The organism is Streptomyces sp. NPDC001544, from assembly GCF_042894285.1.
Classification (GTDB): domain Bacteria; phylum Actinomycetota; class Actinomycetes; order Streptomycetales; family Streptomycetaceae; genus Streptomyces.
Window position 1 is genome coordinate 505,849 of sequence record NZ_JBIAVN010000003.1, and the last position, 16,658, is coordinate 522,506.

Here is a 16,658-nt window from a genome sequence, read left to right on the forward strand (position 1 = left end):
TCACCGCCGTGACCACTGTGACCAAGGAGGCCGGAGCCCCCGACCCCGCCGACGCCGGCGTCTTCCTGTCGGTGCGCGACCTGCACGTCAGCTTCCGCACCGAGGACGGGATCGTCCGGGCCGTCGACGGACTCTCCTTCGACCTCGAAAGAGGGCGCACCCTGGGGATCGTGGGGGAGTCCGGCTCGGGGAAGTCGGTCACGAACCTGACGATCCTGGGCCTGCACAACCCCATGTTCACCACCGTCGAGGGCGAGATCGTGCTCGACGGACAGGAGCTGACGACCGCCCGGGAGTCCGAGCTGGAGAAACTGCGCGGCAACAAGGTCGCGATGATCTTCCAGGACCCGCTGACCGCGCTGTCCCCGTACTACACGGTGGGCCGTCAGATCGCCGAGCCGTACATGAAGCACATGCGTGCCTCCAAGAGGACGGCCTGGGAACGGGCGGTCGAGATGCTCGGCCGGGTCGGCATCCCCCACCCCCGGCAGCGGGCGAAGGACTACCCGCACCAGTTCTCCGGCGGTATGCGCCAGCGCGCGATGATCGCCATGGCCCTGGTCTGCGACCCCGACCTGCTGATCGCCGACGAGCCGACCACCGCACTGGACGTGACCGTGCAGGCCCAGATCCTCGACCTGCTGGGGGACCTCCAGAGCGAGTTCGGCTCGGCGATCATCTTCATCACGCACGACCTCGGGGTCATCGCCGACATGGCCGACGACATCATGGTGATGTACGCGGGCAGCGCGATCGAACGCGGCGCCACGGACCAGGTCCTGCGCGCGCCCCAACACCCCTACACCTGGGGCCTGCTGAACTCCATGCCGCGCCTCGACTCGGACCCCCGCGCACCGCTGTCACCGATCCCCGGCACCCCGCCCTCACTGCTCGCCCCGCCCCCGGGCTGCCGCTTCCACCCCCGCTGCGCGTTCCAGGACCGGGTGGCGGGTAGCGGCCGGTGCGTCGGGGAACGCCCCTTGCTGGGACCGGACCGGTCCTCGGCCTGCCACCTGACGGCACAGCAGAAGCGCGCCATCTTCATCGACGAGTTCAAGCCCCGGCTGCGTTAGGGCTCCAGGCACGGGAGGGGCTAGGCATTGGAGGACACCGGCATGAAAGAGGACCTGGTCCTTCCTGCTCCGCGGGAGTCGGCCGCCGGGGCGGACGGGGAACCCCTGCTGGAGGTCACCGGGCTGACCAAGCACTTCCCGGTCAAGGGCGGGTTCCCGATCCGGCGGACGGTGGGGCACGTCCAGGCCGTGGACGGCATCGACCTGGCCGTACGCGTCGGGGAGAGCTTCGGCCTGGTGGGGGAGTCGGGCTGCGGCAAGTCGACGACGGGCCGGCTCATCACACGGCTGCTGGAGCCCACCAGCGGGACGATCTCGTACCGGGGAAAGGAGATCAGCCACGCCACGCGCAGACAGTTGGCCCCCATCCGGTCCGAGATCCAGATGATCTTCCAGGACCCGTACTCGTCGCTGAACCCGCGTCAGACCGTGGGCCGGATCATCACCAACCCGATGGAGATCAACGGGATCGAGCCGGAGGGCGGGCGCGAGAAGCGGGTCCGCGAGCTGCTGGACATCGTGGGCCTGAACCCCGAGCACTACAACCGTTTCCCGCACGAGTTCAGCGGCGGCCAGCGCCAGCGCATCGGCGTGGCACGGGCCCTGGCCCTGGAGCCCAAGCTGATCGTCGCCGACGAGCCGGTCTCGGCCCTCGACGTCTCGATCCAGGCGCAGGTGGTCAACCTGCTCCAGCAGGTGCAGCGCGAACTGGGCATCGCGTTCCTGTTCATCGCCCACGACCTGGCCGTGGTCCGCCACTTCTCGCAGCGGGTGGCGGTGATGTACCTCGGCAAGATCATCGAGGTGGGCGACCGGGACTCGATCTACGCCCGGCCCCGGCACCCCTACACGCACGCGTTGCTGTCGGCGGTGCCCGAAGTGGACCTGAGGGACGAGGAGTCCGGCGGGCGCGAACGCATCCGCCTGGCCGGTGACGTCCCGTCCCCCATCTCCCCGCCGTCCGGCTGCCGCTTCCGCACCCGTTGCTGGAAGGCTGAGGACAAGTGCGCGGCCGAGGAACCGCCACTGGTCCAGATCACCGGCAACACCCCCGGCCACCTCACGGCCTGCCACTTCCCTGAGGAGCCCACGACCGGGGCCCGCGACGAGGACATCGTCCTGGACCCGGCCCTTACGGCGACGGAGGAGACGGAGTGATCGTGTCTCAGGGAAAAAGCCTGGCAGGCCAGTTGATCAATCTGATAGCTTCAAGCTGTCCGTGACACCGTCAGAGGAGGTGAGACCCATGAACGCTGTATCGACGTGGGTGCTCCCCCTTCCCGTCACGGCCGGCGACTGACGTAGGCGTCGCCGGGAGCGCCTCGACAACAAGGCACTCCCGAAAGGCAACACCTGTGTCCTCTCTCAAGTTCACCGCCGAGTCGCTCTCGAACGGGATCGTCGAGCGCGACTTCACCCTGGGCGACGTCCCCGGTGTCCTCTGGTCGCCGGCCTCCGGCGCCACCGATCGCGCCCCCCTGGTCCTGATGGGCCACGGCGGCGGCAACCACAAGAAGCACCCGGCGATGTCCGGCCGGGCCCGGCTCCTGGTGACCGGCTGCGGCTTCCACGTCGCGGTCATCGACGCGCCGGGTCACGGCGACCGGCCGCGCACGGAGCACGACGAGGCGGAGATCGCCGAACTGTTCCGGGCCAGGGCGGCCGGCGAGCCGGAGGGCCCGGTCGTGGTCCGCTACAACGCCCACCTGGCGGAGCAGGCCGTCCCCGAGTACGTGGCGCTCCTGGACGCCCTCCAGGAGCTGGAGGAGATCGGCACCGACGGGCCGGTCGGCTACTGGGGGATCAACATGGGCACCGCGATCGGCATACCGCTGGTGGCGGGCGAACCGCGGATCACGGCCGCGGTCTTCGGCCAGCACTGGCCCGACGTCCTGGCCGAGAAGGCGAAGCGGATCACCGTCCCGGTCGAGTACGACATGCAGTGGGACGACGAGCACATCTCCCGCGAGGAGGGGCTCGCGCTGTTCGACGCCTTCGCCTCGCGGGAGAAGTCGCTGCACGTGAACTCCGGCAGGCACAAGGAGCTGCCCCGGTTCGAGGCCGACAGCGCGGTCCGGTTCTTCGCCCGGCATCTCGGCGGAGCGGCCACCGCGTCGGCCTGACGGGTGCGAGGCGGCGCTCGCCAACCGGTCGGTCACCGCCTCGCACCTCGTACCTGACCCGGACGGACGTGCCGTCGAGCTGGGGGCTGCCGACCTGCCGGACGGATGCCGTCGATCGCCTTTCAGCCACCTCGGCCACGACCCTGGTCCCACCTTCAACCGCTCGGAGGCATGTGCCCATTACTCGCATTACATCCCTATTTTTGAGGGGGCTGAACGGACAAAGGGTGTGATGCTTCGGCATGGGCGCCAGGCTCGGCGCCGAGTTCATCGCCGCCACGGGCGGGGACATGAACGCCTTCGGCAGTGCCAACCGCTTGGCCGACTTCGCCGGCCTGGCCCCGCAGCCCCGCGACTCCGGTCGTGTCAGTGGCAACCTGCACAGACCCCGCCGATACCACCGCGGGCTGCTGCGGGCGATGTACTTGTCTGCACTAGCAAGCCTCAAGTGCTGCCCCGCCTCCAAGGCGTACTACCAGCGAAAGCGGAGCGAGGGGAAGGGACACGAGCAGGCCCTCCCGGCCCTCGACCGCCGACGCGTCAACGTCCTGTGGGCAATGATCCGTGACAGGAGTGCTACCAAGTTTCACCCCCCGTCGCAGTCGCGGCTTGACATCAGCATTGGGAAGTCCCGTAATCGATCTCGGACGTGCCGTTTGACCAGCTCGCTTCCCCGTTACGCGGCGAGCGTGAGGTTGTGCAGGCGGGCGATGCCGAGCATGGCCTGGTGAACACCATCAACCTCGAGACGGCAGTCGCGCAGGATCTTCCAGGTCCTCATGCCACCACCGGCAGCACCCGGTCCTCCAGCGGCAGGCTCCACGGCTGGCCTCTGCAGACCGGATCGGCGCACTCGCGCCACAGCGCGGTGATCAGTTTGCCGGACTGCTTCGGTCTCAGCCCGGTGAACGGGGCTACCCAAGACGCTCCGACGCCGTGATCACACCAGCCACGGCCAAGATCGTCGCATGTGCGTGAGCGGCTCCACTGCCCGCTCCGGATGCGAGGTCGCTCCTGGGGCGCAGGAGACAGAACACCTCGTCTTCGCACGGTTCTTTCCCTGAAACGAGACCTGGCTGCCGCGCCGTGTAAGCCGCTGGTGACGAGGGTCAGCGCGGTCGGGCGCGGTAGAGGTCACGCAACAGGGCGATCTCGGCCCCGTGGTGCAACAATTCCTGGTTGACCCACCACACGATGTTGATGAACGGCTCCTCGGAGTCGCTGCCGTGCGGGTAGGTGCAACACCCCACGGTGTCGAGCTCGGGGTCGTCGACGCTCAGCAGCGCATTCCGCCAGGCCGCGGCACCGGCGTCGAAGGCCGCGATCGCCCCTGCGGCGTCCCCACTGGCGGGGTAGTCGTTCCGGGTCAGCGCGTGTCCGCCGACGGTGTGGTCTGCGCGCAGTGCCAGCATTTCGCTGAGGTGGCTCAGGCGCCACGCGATGGTGGTGAAGGGCGGCGGCCAGGGATGCGGGTAGGAGGCGGCGTCGCGTCCCCAGTCGCCGGTGCCGGCCAGGAAAGTCGCGCGCGGTCCTGGCCCGCCCACGCGTCGCCGTACCGACCAGCAGTCAGGCACCGGTTCCCAGAGGTATTCCTCGTCGGTCATGGGGCCAACCTCGGTGTCGGCCCCGTCGCCGCTGTCCATGACCGGCCCTGTCATGCGGTCGGCGAGACGTTCGCGTGTGAAGTCGAACTGCTCCAGCAGCGGGGACAGGCGGGACGGTGTCGTCATCAGACACTCCTGTGCCGAACGGTCCAGGGACGATCCGCCAGCCTGGCACAGCCAGCACTACAGCCACATCTCTATTTCTTAGGACCTTTACCAGAGCTGACCGAAGAGACTCACCCACCGGACTGCGCGTCAGCGAACGACACCGCGGGGTCTCGCCCAGCAGTTGCGGGACAGCCCCCAAGCTTGATCTTTAACCTGTGCGGCGGGGCCGTGGGGTGGTCGACTTCTTCTCTTGGGACGTGGTCGTGGCGGTCTGGCGGGGTGTGCGGACGTCGTGGCGTGGGGTGGGCCGGGTGTTCTTTCGCCCGGGTGGTCGTCCGGGTCCGGGGTGGGCACATTTCGGTGCCTGGGCGGGGCAGGCGGTCCTCGGGCGGATGTGCCGGAAGTCGCGGCGGACACGTGCGGGGGTGAGTTTGTCCAGGGAGACGGGCCTCTCCCACGGGCGGCGCCGGTCGGCCGCGAGTGGCCGGGTCAGTCGCAGTCGGGTGAAGGCCGCGAGGATCAGCCAGGGCCAGCGGTCGGCCGCCTCGGGGGTGCGGATCTTCGGACAGGTCCAGCCGAGGGTCTGCTTGAACAGGCGGAAGGTGTGCTCGATGTCGAAGCGCCGCAGGTATGCCTGCCAGAAACGGTCGGTGTCTGCTGCGGTGGCGTCGGTGCCCGACCACCACAGCCAGACCGGCTTCGGGGTGGCTCCGCTGGGCAGATGCTCGATGTCGTTACAGGGCAAACGTTGCCTGATACGGCACTAGCTGGTCGCCGACCGCGCCGGTGCCGTCACCGCGTTCGCGATGACGACAGCGCGGCGTGCTGTTCGTGGAGCCCGGCACCGAGGTGTACGAGGGCATGATCGTCGGCGAGAACTCCCGCTCCGACGACATGGACGTCCACATCACCAAGGAGAAGAAGCTCACCAACATGCGGTCCTCGACGGCCGACGTGGCCGAGTCGATCGTGCCGCCGCGCAAGCTGTCGCTCGAGCAGTCGCTGGAGTTCTGCCGCGACGACGAGTGCGTCGAGGTGACCCCGGAGGCCGTCCGCATCCGCAAGGTCGACCTGGACGCCCGCGACCGCGCCCGGGCCGTCAGCCGCGCCAAGCGCGGCTGAGTGCTTGCGGTCGAGGCGACACCGACAACCACATGAGACGGCCGGGCTCCCTCGGAGCCCGGCCGTGCTGCGTATAGAGGGTTTTCCCTATGACTTTCTGCCAGGACCCGCGCAGGAGCCCTCCGGGTTGCTACCCGCTGGTAAAGTGACCGTATTACGCGGCATGCGGTCTCTCGCGCCGGTCTGTCCCGCGTCATGGCGTTGACACAGCGTGGTCCGCCGTCAAATGCAACAGATTTTCCAGCCCATCTGTCCGGAATGCGGACAGTCATGCCCGATAGTTGTGTAACAAGTCCGTTTCGCAGGCATCTTTCGGCAAACCCTTTGTCCGGATTTTGGAAGAAGTACGCGTCAGGTGTGATCGAACCGAGACCTTGAAGGTGTGGTTCGCTCCCTGGCGCATGGCAGATAGTTAGGCGCGTAGAGCTCGGGATAGACGGGGCACGCGCTGACGGCGGCGCCGACTCACGAGCGCGGGGGCACTTGACCATTTCAGGCACCGGTAACGGTGATGCGTCTGGTGTCCCCCCATGCGGTGAATCATTGGACTCATGAGGAGGAGCCCCATGCGTGGTGCCAAGAGCGCCAAGTGGGTTGCGGGTGCGATAGTCGTTGCTCTGGCCGCGACGGCCTGCGGAGGCGGCGACGACAACGGGGGCGGCAACGACAGCGGCAAGGGCTCCGGCAAGAACGGTGGCACCTGGCGCATGGGTATCACCGAGCCCGTCGCCATCGACCCGTACAACGCGCAGGAGTCCGAGGGCATCCTCGTCGCGGACAACCTCTTCACGGGTCTGTACGACCCGACCCCCGACGGCCACATCAAGCCGGAGCTGGCCACCTCGAAGAAGGTCAGCGCCGACGGCAAGACCTGGACCTTCACCATCAAGAAGGGCACCAAGTTCACCAACGGCGAGGACGTGAACGCCGAGTCGTTCATCCGCGGCTGGAACCGTGTCGCGGTGAAGTCGGCCGCGTCCGACGTGGCCTACCACATGGCCGGCATCCAGGGCTTCGACGACGTGCAGTCCGGCAAGGCCAAGACCATGTCCGGCCTGACCGCCCCGGACCCCTACACCCTTCAGGTGAAGCTGTCGAAGCCGGACTACGAGTTCGACATCAAGACCACGCACCCGGTCTTCAGCCCGGTTCCCAAGGCCGCCGGCGACGCCCACAACAAGGCGTACAACGACGCCCCCATCGGTAACGGCCCGTTCAAGATGCAGGGCAAGTGGGAGCACAACAAGTCGATCACGCTCGTCCGCAACGACGACTACGGCCTGACCAAGGCCCACCTGGACAAGGTGCAGATCGACATCCTCAACGCCAACAACGGCGTGAACCTCGAGTACCAGGGCTTCGAGTCGGGCCAGTACGACTGGGCGCGCATGCCCACCCCGCAGCTGCCTGCCGCCAAGGCCAAGTACAGCGCCCAGAACGAGTGGCTGCAGTACGAGGCCCCCGGCATGAACTACCTGATGCCCGTCACGGACAACAAGCCGCTGGACAGCGTCAAGGCCCGCCAGGCGATCTCCTACGCCATCGACCGGGACGCCATCATCAAGGGCGTCTTCCAGGGCATGATGACGAAGTCCGCGACGATCCTGCCGCCCTCCTTCAAGGACGTGTACCAGAAGGACCTGTGCACCTCCTGCATCAAGCAGGACAAGGCCAAGGCCAAGCAGCTCGCCAAGGAAGCCGGTCTGAAGCCGGGCACCACCATCGAGCTGGGCTACAACACCGGTTCCGGCCACGAGGAGTGGATCCAGGCCGTCCAGCAGCAGCTTGAGGACGTGCTCGGCGTCAAGGTCAAGACGAACGGCAAGCCGTTCGCCGAGCTGCTCTCCGACGAGACCAAGCCGAACGCCACGGGTCTGTACCGCTACGCCTGGGGCGCGGACTACCCGACGCCGGACAACTTCCTGTTCCCGCTGCTGGACTCCGCGTCCATCAACAAGGACGCCTCCGGCAAGGTCACCGGTGACAACCGGGCCCGCTACAGCAGCAAGAAGTTCGACGACCTGGTCGCCAAGGCCCGCGCCACCAAGGACCAGGCCGGCCGCAACGACCTGTACAAGCAGGCCGAGAAGGTCGCGCTGGACGACCAGGCGCTGATCCCGCTGTGGAACCGCACCCAGTTCCGTCTGGCCAACACCAAGAAGTACGGCAACGTCCAGATGGACTTCCACGAGGACCCGAACCTCCAGGACATCAGCCTGAAGTAGTCGGGGGCCGCTGACGCGGCGTCCATCGAGGGGGCCGTGGTGCCGAGCCGGGTGCTCGGACGCTGCGGCCCCCGACGACCGTCGGGAGGGTGCGATCCGCCCTCCCGGCCCCACCCCCACAACCCCCATATGGGGCTGGGAAGCTGCCTGGGAAGCGGCAGCGAAGGCGCAGAGAGGCATGTCATGGGAAGGTATGTGGTCCGCAGACTGGGCCAGTTGGTCGTCGTCACGCTCGGCGCGACGTTGATCCTGTTCGCCTGCCTGTTCGTTCTGCCGGGCGACCCGGTGGGACAGATCGCGGGTAGTGACAAGGCGCGCGACCCCGCCGTCATCGCGCAGTTGCACAAGCAGTACGGGCTGGACAAGCCCCTGGTGGTGCAGTACGGCAACTACGTGGGCAAGCTCGTCACCGGCGATCTCGGCACGGACTACACGCAGAGTCGTCCGGTCACCGAGATCCTCGCACCGAAGCTGGGGAACACGGCGAAGCTGGCGGTGTTCGCCATCGTCGTCGATGTCGTCATCGGCATGGCCGTCGGCATCCTCGCGGCGATGAAGAGATATTCGGTCTGGGACGTGTCGGCCACCTTCCTCACCACCATGGCGATCGGCGTCCCGTCCATCGTTCTCGGCATGATCATCCAGAGCATCTTCGTCGTGAAGCTGAACTGGTTCCCGCTGATCGCCGACGGAAGCTTCAAGTCCATGGTGCTGCCCGGTGTCACATTGGCGATCATCGACGCGGCCCTGGTAGCCCAGCTGGCCCGCAGCAGCATGCTGGAAGTGCTGCGCGCCGACTATGTCAAGACCGCGGTGGCCAAGGGCCTTCCCAGCCGGACGGTGCTCTTCCGGCACATCCTGCGCAACTCCGTCATCCCGGTGATCACCTACATCGGTATCTCCTTCGGCAGCCTGCTCGGTGGTGCGCTCATCACGGAGACGATCTTCAACTGGAACGGCATCGGTCTGGCCCTGGTCCAGGCGATCCAGCAGAACAACAACCCCATCATCACGGGAGTGGTGACGATCAGCGTGGCGGTCTTCGTCGTGCTGAACCTCGTCGTCGACCTGCTGTACGCCGCCCTCGACCCGCGCATCCGCCTCGCCTGACCGGCAGGGTCGTCCCCAACTAGGAGTCACACCATGACCGAACTCGTCACGGGCACGGGAGAGCCGCTCCAGGCCGGCCCCGCGGCACAGCAGGGCGCCGAACCCAGCGTCGCCCGGGTCAGCCAGTGGTCCGACATCCGGCACCGCTTCCTCGCCAACAAACTCGCCGTCCTCGGACTGGCGATCATCGTCGTCCTGGTCATCGTCGCCGTGCTGGCTCCCGTGCTGGCGCCCTTCGACCCGCTGAGGCAGGACCTCAACGCGACCCTGCAGTCGCCGGGCGGCAAGCACCTGCTCGGTACCGACGCCCTCGGCCGGGACCAGTTGTCCCGTCTCATCTACGGCAGCCGCATCGCGGTGATCGTCGGTCTCGCCTCGATCCTCGTCGCGCTCGTCATCGGCGTCGTCCTCGGCGCACTGTCCGGCTACTTCGGCGGCTGGGTGGACACCGTGATCATGCGCACTGCGGACATCTTCTTCGCCTTCCCGCTGCTCATCGGGGCCATCGTCATCATCCTGCTGATGGGTCGCGGTGTCCTGCCGGTGGTTCTCTCCCTGGGCATCTTCACCTGGGCCACGTTCGCCCGTCTGCTGCGCAGCCAGATCCTCTCCGTGCGCGAAATGGACTACGTGCACGCGGCGAAAGCGCTGGGCGCGAGTCAGGGCCGGATCATCCGCAAGCACATCCTGCCCAACTCCATCACCGCGGTGATGGTGTACGGCACGAGCAACGTCGGCATCGCGATCGTCGCCGAGGCGTCGCTGTCCTACCTGGGCGTCGGTGTGGAGCCGCAGGTCGCGGAGTGGGGCAACATGATCTCCGCCGGCCGCAACTTCATGGGCGTCAAGGACTACATGTGGACCTACCCGAGCCTCGCCATCGTCGTCACCGCGCTGGGCTTCATCCTGTTCGGCAACGGTCTGCGCGACGCGCTCGACCCGAAGCTCCGGTGAGGTACCGCCGTGAGTCAATCCCCTCTCAAGCAACACGAAGGTGATGGCATGACCAGCCTGGAGATGGCGCCCGCGAACACCGGGCCGGACGGAACCGCGCCGCTGCTCGAAGTCCGCGACCTGCACGTGGAGTTCAAGGTCCGGGACGCCGTGACCAAGGCCGTCAACGGCGTCAACTACAGCGTCAACGCCGGTGAGACGCTCGCCGTGCTCGGGGAGTCGGGCTCCGGCAAGTCCGTCACCGCGCAGGCGATCATGGGCATCCTGGACAGCCCGCCCGGACGGATCAGCAAGGGCCAGATCTTCTTTCAGGGCCAGGACATCCTCGCCCTGCCGGAGAACGAGCGGCGCAGACTGCGTGGCGCCAAGATGGCGATGATCTTCCAGGACGCCCTGTCCTCGCTCAACCCCGTGCTCTCGGTGGGGTACCAGCTCGGCGAGATGTTCCGGGTGCACCAGGGCATGTCCAAGAAGGACGCCAAGGCCAAGGCCATCGAGCTGATGGACCGGGTGCGCATCCCCGCCGCGCGTGACCGCGTCGGCGACTACCCGCACCAGTTCTCCGGCGGTATGCGCCAGCGCATCATGATCGCCATGGCCCTGGCCCTCGAGCCTGACCTGATCATCGCCGACGAGCCCACCACGGCCCTCGACGTGACCGTCCAGGCCCAGGTCATGGACCTGCTCGCCGAACTGCAGCGCGAGTACAACATGGGACTGATCCTGATCACCCACGACCTCGGTGTGGTCGCCGACGTGGCGGACAAGATCGCCGTCATGTACGCCGGCCGGATCGTCGAGACCGCGCCGGTGCACGAGCTGTACAAGCGGCCCGCCCACCCCTACACCCGGGGCCTGCTGGACTCGATCCCGCGCCTGGACCAGAAGGGGCAGGAGCTCTACGCGATCAAGGGACTGCCGCCCAACCTGCAGCAGATCCCCGCGGGTTGTGCCTTCAACCCCCGCTGCAACAGGGCGCAGGACATTTGCCGCACCGACGTTCCGGCGCTCGTTCCGGTGACGGAGGAGGACGGTACGGAACTTGTGGGCCGCGCTTCCGCGTGCCACTTCTGGAAGGAGACGATCCGTGGCTGAGCTCAGGAAGGACGACGGGGCCGACGCCACGCCCAACGTCTCCGACGTCGAGGTCGTGGACGCCACCACCGAGGAAGAGGCGGTGGCCGCTGTCGAGGCGCCCGTCGCGCAGGGCGAACCTATCCTCCAGGTACGCAACCTGGTCAAGCACTTCCCGCTGTCCCAGGGCATCCTGTTCAAGCGTCAGATCGGCGCCGTCCGCGCCGTCGACGGCGTCTCCTTCGACCTGCACCAGGGCGAGACCCTGGGCATCGTGGGTGAGTCGGGCTGCGGCAAGTCGACGGTGGCCAAGCTCCTGATGAACCTGGAGCGGGCAACGTCCGGCGAGATCTTCTACAAGGGCCAGGACATCACCAAGCTGTCCGGGCGTGCCCTGAAGGCCGTGCGGCGCAACATCCAGATGGTGTTCCAGGACCCGTACACCTCGCTCAACCCCCGGATGACGGTGGGCGACATCATCGGTGAGCCCTTCGACATCCACCCCGAGGTGGCTCCGAAGGGCGACCGGCGCCGCAAGGTGCAGGAGCTGCTGGACGTCGTCGGTCTCAACCCGGAGTACATCAACCGCTACCCGCACCAGTTCTCCGGCGGTCAGCGCCAGCGCATCGGCATCGCCCGCGGCCTCGCGCTCAACCCCGAGGTCATCATCTGCGACGAGCCCGTGTCCGCGCTGGACGTGTCGGTCCAGGCGCAGGTCATCAACCTGATGGAGCGACTGCAGGACGAGTTCAACCTGTCCTACATCTTCATCGCGCACGACCTGTCGATCGTCCGGCACATCTCGGACCGGGTGGGCGTGATGTACCTCGGCAAGATGGCCGAGATCGGCACCGACGAGCAGATCTACGAGCACCCGACGCACCCCTACACCCAGGCGCTGCTGTCGGCGGTCCCGGTGCCGGACCCGGAGGCCCGTGAGCACCGCGAGCGGATCATCCTCACCGGCGACGTGCCGTCCCCGGCCAACCCGCCCTCGGGCTGCCGCTTCCGCACCCGCTGCTGGAAGGCGCAGGACAAGTGCGCCGAGGAGGTCCCGCTGCTGGCGATCCCCGAGCCGTTCGCGGGCGTGGACACGCCGGCGGCCCACGAGTCGGCGTGCCACTTCGCCGAGGAGAAGGACGTCGTGGGCGCGGCGTGACACCGATCGGCCGATGAACGCGGGGCGCCCCGGCGAGTACTGCCACTCGCCGGGGCGCCCCTTTTGACGAGCACGGGAGCGAGATGATTCACCACGTCGAGCTGTGGGTCCCCGACCTCGCGCGCGCGGAGCGCGAATGGGGCTGGCTCCTTGCCCGGCTCGGTTACCACCCGTACCAGGAATGGCAGCACGGTCGCAGCTGGCGTCAGGGGTCGGCGTACCTGGTCGTCGAGCAGTCACCGGGGATGAGCGGCACCCACCACGACCGGACGCGCCCGGGACTCAACCACCTCGCATTCAACGCCGGTAGTCGTCAGGACGTCGACGCGCTGGCGGCCGAGGCGCCCGCCCACGGATGGGCGCCGCTCTTCGCCGAGCGGTATCCACATGCCGGCGGCCCCCGGCACTACGCGGCCTATCTGGCGAACACGGACGGATTCGAGGCCGAACTGGTGGCCGGCGACCCGCCCGCGCCCACCGACCCGCCTCCGCCCGCCGTTACTCAGAGGGTCCGCCAGTAGGGCGCTGGCGGACCCTTTCAGTGCGAGCGGTGGCCGGCGGAATGGATTCCGGCCCCGCAGCGGCGCCGCTAGGCTCCGGCCGACCGCAGCGAGGTAAGGCGTGCCATCTCGTCTTCCGAAAGCCGCAGCGCGCCAGCCGCCACGTTCTGCGCGAGGTGGTCCGGATCACCGGTCCCCGGGATAGCCAGCACGTGCGGACCCTGCTGCAAGGTCCAGGCCAGCCGGACCTGCGCGACGGACACACCGTGCGCACGGGCGACGGCGCACACCGCCTCGTGGTCACTGGCAGCTGGACCCGCCTCGCGCCCGGGGCCAGCGATCGCGAAGAACGGGACGAAGGCAAGGCCGAGTTCACCGCAGAGCCGCAGGAGTGCCCGGTCCTCGCTTGACGCACCGATCCCGTAGGGGTTCTGCACGCAGACGACCGGGGCGATGGCCCGGGCCTCGGCCAGTTGCTCAGACGTGACGTTCGAGACGCCGAGGTGGCGGATAAGCCCGGCATCGCGCAGTTCGGCCAACGCGCCGAAGTGCTCGCCGATCGAGCCGGTCCGCCGGCTCGGAGGCACGCGCAGGTTCACCACGTCCAGGTGGTCGCGACCGAGTTGGCGCAGGTTCTCCTCGACCTGGCCGCGCAACTGCGCTGGCGCGGCCCACCACCAGGCGCCCGAGGTATCGCGGCCCGGCCAGACCTTGGTGGTGATGACCAGGTCCTCCGGGTATGGCGCCAGCGCCCGGTTGATCAACTCGTTGGCGGAACGCGTCGCCGAGAAGTAGAACGCGGCGGTGTCCATGTGGTTCACGCCGAGCTCGATCGCCCGCCGGAGCACGCCGATCGCCCGATCGCGGTCAAGCGGCACGCCGCGGTCGAAGGGGGCGGTACCCGTCAGGCGCATCGCGCCGAACCCGACCCGGTTGACGGTCTGGTCACCAAGTTGCCACGTACCCGTGGCAGGCACGGTGTTCGTCCCTGGACTCATGACATGGATCTCCTCTTGCGGTTAGGAACAAAGAACCGATGGGTGAGGCGCGGCGCGTTCAGGTCGCTCGGCAGAGCGAGAACCTCGAAGCGGGTCCACCAGCATCGAGGCAGGCGGGCCTCCGGGCATGAAAAAAGCCTCCCCGGCGGATCTGAATCCGCACCGAGAAGGCTTGTGTGCTGACCAGCATTCTAGCAGGGCAGGGCGTCCACCAGCAGGTCATCGGATACGGGGGCTTCGAGGGCGTGTATCCCAGCGGTAGTGCCTCACCGCGTACCGAGGCGTCGAGCGAGGCCACCGGCTCGTCCTCGACGAGGAGTTCGGGCTCCAGTACCAGAGCGCCGGCGATCACCACCCGCTGGCGTTGTCCCCCGGACAGCTCGTACGGATAACGCGGGAAGAAGCGCTCTGGTGGACGCAGGCCGCAGCGGGACAGAGCCTGTGCCACGTTCGTCCCCGGCCCAGCCGTGGATCCGCAGCCCCTCGGCCACCGCGTCGTACACCGTGTGCCGCGGATTCAGTGAGCCGCTCGGATCCTGCAGCACCAGTTGCACCCGCTTGCGGTAGGCCTTCAGGGCTCGCGAGGCGTACGTCAGGGGCTTCCCCTGGAAGCTGATGCTTCCCTGCGTCGGCGCTACCAGCCCGAGCAGGGAACTCGCCGGCGTCGTCCTGCCTATCAGCGGTGGTCTGTGTGCGTCAACGGCGCCTGCAGCCGGTGTGGCCTGTCCAGACCGGTGAAGCGGGCCTGGAGCGCCGACGGCGGCCAGGGAGCGGATCCGGTCACCGGGGCGATCTCGGGACCGGAGTGTCGACGTCCCTCCCGGCTGCCGTCGGCGCGTCACCCCTCGTTCGGGTGCACTCTCTCGCGTACGGACCGCCCGGCTGTGCATTATGCGTTATTTGTGGCGATATTGTCCATGAGGTATCGGAGGTCAGACGCTGGCGCCATAGCGCAGGGATGCGCATTCTCGAGGAGGCACTGCATGCGTGGAACGACGCACGCCCTGCGGGCCGCCTGCGCGGCGGTGGTGGCGCTCGCCGCGACGGGCTGCGGGGGCAGTGCCGGCGGCAGTGGCGACGGCGCGGTGCTCAGTTCCTCCTGGGGCGACCCGCAGAATCCCCTGGAGCCGGCCAACACCAACGAGGTGCAGGGCGGCAAGGTCCTCGACATGATCTTCCGGGGCCTGAAGAAGTACGACCCGAAGACCGGCGCGGCCCAGGACATGCTCGCCGAGCGGATCGACACCTCGGACTCGCAGAACTTCACGATCACCGTCAAGGACGGCTGGACCTTCTCCAACGGGGAGAAGGTGACCGCCAAGTCCTTCGTCGACGCCTGGAACTACGGTGCGAGCCTCAGGAACAACCAGCGGAACGCCTACTTCTTCGGCTACATCCAGGGCTACGACAAGGTCCACCCGGACAGCGGCTCACAGAGCGCCGACACGCTCTCCGGCCTGAAGGTCGTCGACGGCCGGACGTTCACCGTCAAGCTCGCCCAGAAGTTCTCCGGCTTCCCCGACACCCTGGGCTACCCGGCGTTCGCGCCGCTGCCCCGGGCGTTCTTCTCCGACCACACGGCCTGGCTGGCCAAACCGGTGGGCAACGGACCGTACGCCGTCGACTCGTACACCAGAGGGGCGCAGATGTCCCTGCGGAAGTGGGGCGGCTACCCCGGCCCGGACAAGGCACGGAACGACGGCGTGGACCTCAGGGTCTACACGGACAGCGACACCGCCTACACCGACCTGCTGTCCGGCAACCTCGACCTGGTCGACGACGTACCCGCCTACCAGCTGAAGAACGTCAGGAACGACCTCGGCGGCCGCTACATCAGCACCCCCGCCGGCATCATCCAGACCCTCGCCTTCCCCTACTACGACAAGGACTGGGACAGGAGCGGCTCGGAGAAGGTCCGCAAGGGCCTGTCCATGGCGATCAACCGCAGACAGATCACCGACACGATCTTCCAGAAGACCCGCACCCCGGCCACCGACTGGACCTCGCCCGTCCTCGGCGCGGACGGCGGCTTCCAGGCCGGGCTGTGCGGGGACGCCTGCGACTACAACCCCGCCGAGGCCAAGAAGCTGGTGAAGGAGGGCGGCGGGCTCCCCGGCGGACAGGTCAGGATCACCTACAACGCCGACACCGGCTCGCACAGGATGTGGGTGGACGCGGTGTGCAACTCCATCAACAACGCGCTCGGCAACGACAAGGCCTGCGTCGGCAACCCGGTCGGCACCTTCGCCGACTTCCGCAACCAGATCACCCAGCACAAGATGTCGGGGCCCTTCCGCGCCGGCTGGCAGATGGACTACCCGCTCATCCAGAACTTCCTCCAGCCGCTCTACTACACCGGCGCCTCCTCCAACGACGGCAAGTGGTCGAACAAGGATTTCGACCGACTCGTCGACCAGGCCAACGCCCAGACCGACACCGCCAAGGCGGTGCGGACCTTCCAGCAGGCCGAGGAGGTCGTACGGGACAACATGGCGGCCATCCCCCTCTGGTACCAGAACGGCAGCGCCGGCTACTCCGAGCGGCTGTCCCACGTGGCCCTCAACCCGTTCAGCGTCCCCGTGTACAACGAGATCAAGGTCGGCTGAGC

General features: G+C 67.7%; 12 protein-coding genes and 6 pseudogenes. 12 read left to right on the plus strand and 6 right to left on the minus strand.

Translation table 11 applies throughout. The annotated features are described in order from the left end of the window. Positions 1 to 8 precede the first annotated feature (8 nt). The 4 genes and pseudogenes from ACFY0F_RS12290 to ACFY0F_RS12305 all read left to right on the plus strand — a co-directional run. Positions 9 to 1,073 carry an ABC transporter ATP-binding protein gene (locus ACFY0F_RS12290; protein ID WP_388792217.1) on the plus strand — a complete coding sequence of 355 codons (1,065 nt, stop codon included), beginning with the start codon at positions 9 to 11 and terminating at the stop codon, positions 1,071 to 1,073. Positions 1,074 to 1,115: 42 nt separating this feature from the next. Beyond that, positions 1,116 to 2,231 (plus strand): ABC transporter ATP-binding protein, encoded by a 1,116-nt coding sequence (locus ACFY0F_RS12295; protein WP_388792219.1) that lies wholly within the window; start codon positions 1,116 to 1,118, stop codon positions 2,229 to 2,231. 197 nt (positions 2,232 to 2,428) lie between these two features. Next, a complete protein-coding gene (locus ACFY0F_RS12300) occupies positions 2,429 to 3,196 on the plus strand; it encodes an alpha/beta hydrolase (RefSeq protein WP_388792221.1) in 768 nt (255 codons plus the stop codon). A 239-nt stretch (positions 3,197 to 3,435) separates the two neighbouring features. Continuing rightward, a pseudogene (locus ACFY0F_RS12305) lies at positions 3,436 to 3,809 on the plus strand (transposase); the annotation flags it as partial. Positions 3,810 to 3,872: 63 nt separating this feature from the next. On the opposite strand, the pseudogene ACFY0F_RS12310 reads toward ACFY0F_RS12305, so the two are convergent. From ACFY0F_RS12310 to ACFY0F_RS12325, 4 genes and pseudogenes are all read right to left on the minus strand, one after another. After that, a pseudogene (locus ACFY0F_RS12310) lies at positions 3,873 to 3,977 on the minus strand (IS5/IS1182 family transposase); the annotation flags it as partial. Further along, positions 3,977 to 4,149, minus strand: a pseudogene (locus tag ACFY0F_RS12315) (IS5/IS1182 family transposase); the annotation flags it as partial. The pseudogenes ACFY0F_RS12315 and ACFY0F_RS12310, both read right to left, overlap by 1 nt. Before the next feature lie 156 nt (positions 4,150 to 4,305). After that, the gene (locus ACFY0F_RS12320) at positions 4,306 to 4,926 is read right to left on the minus strand and encodes a DinB family protein (RefSeq protein ID WP_388792223.1); all 621 of its coding nucleotides are present in this window, start codon (positions 4,924 to 4,926) and stop codon (positions 4,306 to 4,308) included. Positions 4,927 to 5,116: 190 nt separating this feature from the next. After that, positions 5,117 to 5,641 (minus strand): annotated as a pseudogene (locus ACFY0F_RS12325) (transposase); the annotation flags it as partial. A 34-nt stretch (positions 5,642 to 5,675) separates the two neighbouring features. On the opposite strand from ACFY0F_RS12325, the pseudogene ACFY0F_RS12330 reads away from it, so the two are divergent. The 7 genes and pseudogenes from ACFY0F_RS12330 to ACFY0F_RS12360 form a co-directional block, all read left to right on the plus strand. After that, positions 5,676 to 6,030: pseudogene (locus tag ACFY0F_RS12330) on the plus strand (translational GTPase TypA); the annotation flags it as partial. A 566-nt stretch (positions 6,031 to 6,596) separates the two neighbouring features. Next, positions 6,597 to 8,255 carry an ABC transporter substrate-binding protein gene (locus tag ACFY0F_RS12335; protein ID WP_388792225.1) on the plus strand — a complete coding sequence of 553 codons (1,659 nt, stop codon included), beginning with the start codon at positions 6,597 to 6,599 and terminating at the stop codon, positions 8,253 to 8,255. A 183-nt stretch (positions 8,256 to 8,438) separates the two neighbouring features. Then, entirely contained in the window at positions 8,439 to 9,365 is a 927-nt protein-coding gene (locus ACFY0F_RS12340; RefSeq protein WP_388792227.1) for an ABC transporter permease, read from the plus strand. Between the two features lie 33 nt (positions 9,366 to 9,398). After that, complete coding sequence (locus ACFY0F_RS12345) at positions 9,399 to 10,319, plus strand: ABC transporter permease (protein ID WP_388792229.1); 921 nt, start codon at positions 9,399 to 9,401, stop codon at positions 10,317 to 10,319. 48 nt (positions 10,320 to 10,367) lie between these two features. Further along, positions 10,368 to 11,414, plus strand: a complete 1,047-nt coding sequence (locus ACFY0F_RS12350; protein ID WP_388792231.1) for an ABC transporter ATP-binding protein — start codon at positions 10,368 to 10,370, stop codon at positions 11,412 to 11,414. After that, positions 11,407 to 12,552: an ABC transporter ATP-binding protein gene (locus ACFY0F_RS12355; RefSeq protein WP_388792233.1), complete on the plus strand. Its 1,146-nt coding sequence runs from the start codon at positions 11,407 to 11,409 to the stop codon at positions 12,550 to 12,552. The genes ACFY0F_RS12350 and ACFY0F_RS12355 overlap by 8 nt, the downstream gene beginning before the upstream one ends. A gap of 83 nt (positions 12,553 to 12,635) precedes the next feature. Beyond that, on the plus strand, positions 12,636 to 13,073 hold the full coding sequence (locus ACFY0F_RS12360; RefSeq protein WP_388792235.1) for a VOC family protein: 438 nt from the start codon (positions 12,636 to 12,638) through the stop codon (positions 13,071 to 13,073). A 68-nt stretch (positions 13,074 to 13,141) separates the two neighbouring features. Here ACFY0F_RS12360 and ACFY0F_RS12365 read toward each other — a convergent pair whose 3' ends face one another. Both ACFY0F_RS12365 and ACFY0F_RS12370 read right to left on the minus strand, forming a co-directional pair. Then, the gene (locus tag ACFY0F_RS12365; protein WP_388792237.1) at positions 13,142 to 14,050 is read right to left on the minus strand and encodes an aldo/keto reductase; all 909 of its coding nucleotides are present in this window, start codon (positions 14,048 to 14,050) and stop codon (positions 13,142 to 13,144) included. A 253-nt stretch (positions 14,051 to 14,303) separates the two neighbouring features. Further along, a pseudogene (locus ACFY0F_RS12370) lies at positions 14,304 to 14,724 on the minus strand (ATP-binding cassette domain-containing protein); the annotation flags it as partial. A gap of 309 nt (positions 14,725 to 15,033) precedes the next feature. On the opposite strand from ACFY0F_RS12370, the gene ACFY0F_RS12375 reads away from it, so the two are divergent. Further along, positions 15,034 to 16,656, plus strand: coding sequence for an ABC transporter substrate-binding protein (locus tag ACFY0F_RS12375; protein WP_388792239.1), 1,623 nt, complete (start codon positions 15,034 to 15,036; stop codon positions 16,654 to 16,656). The last annotated feature ends 2 nt before the right edge of the window (positions 16,657 to 16,658 follow it).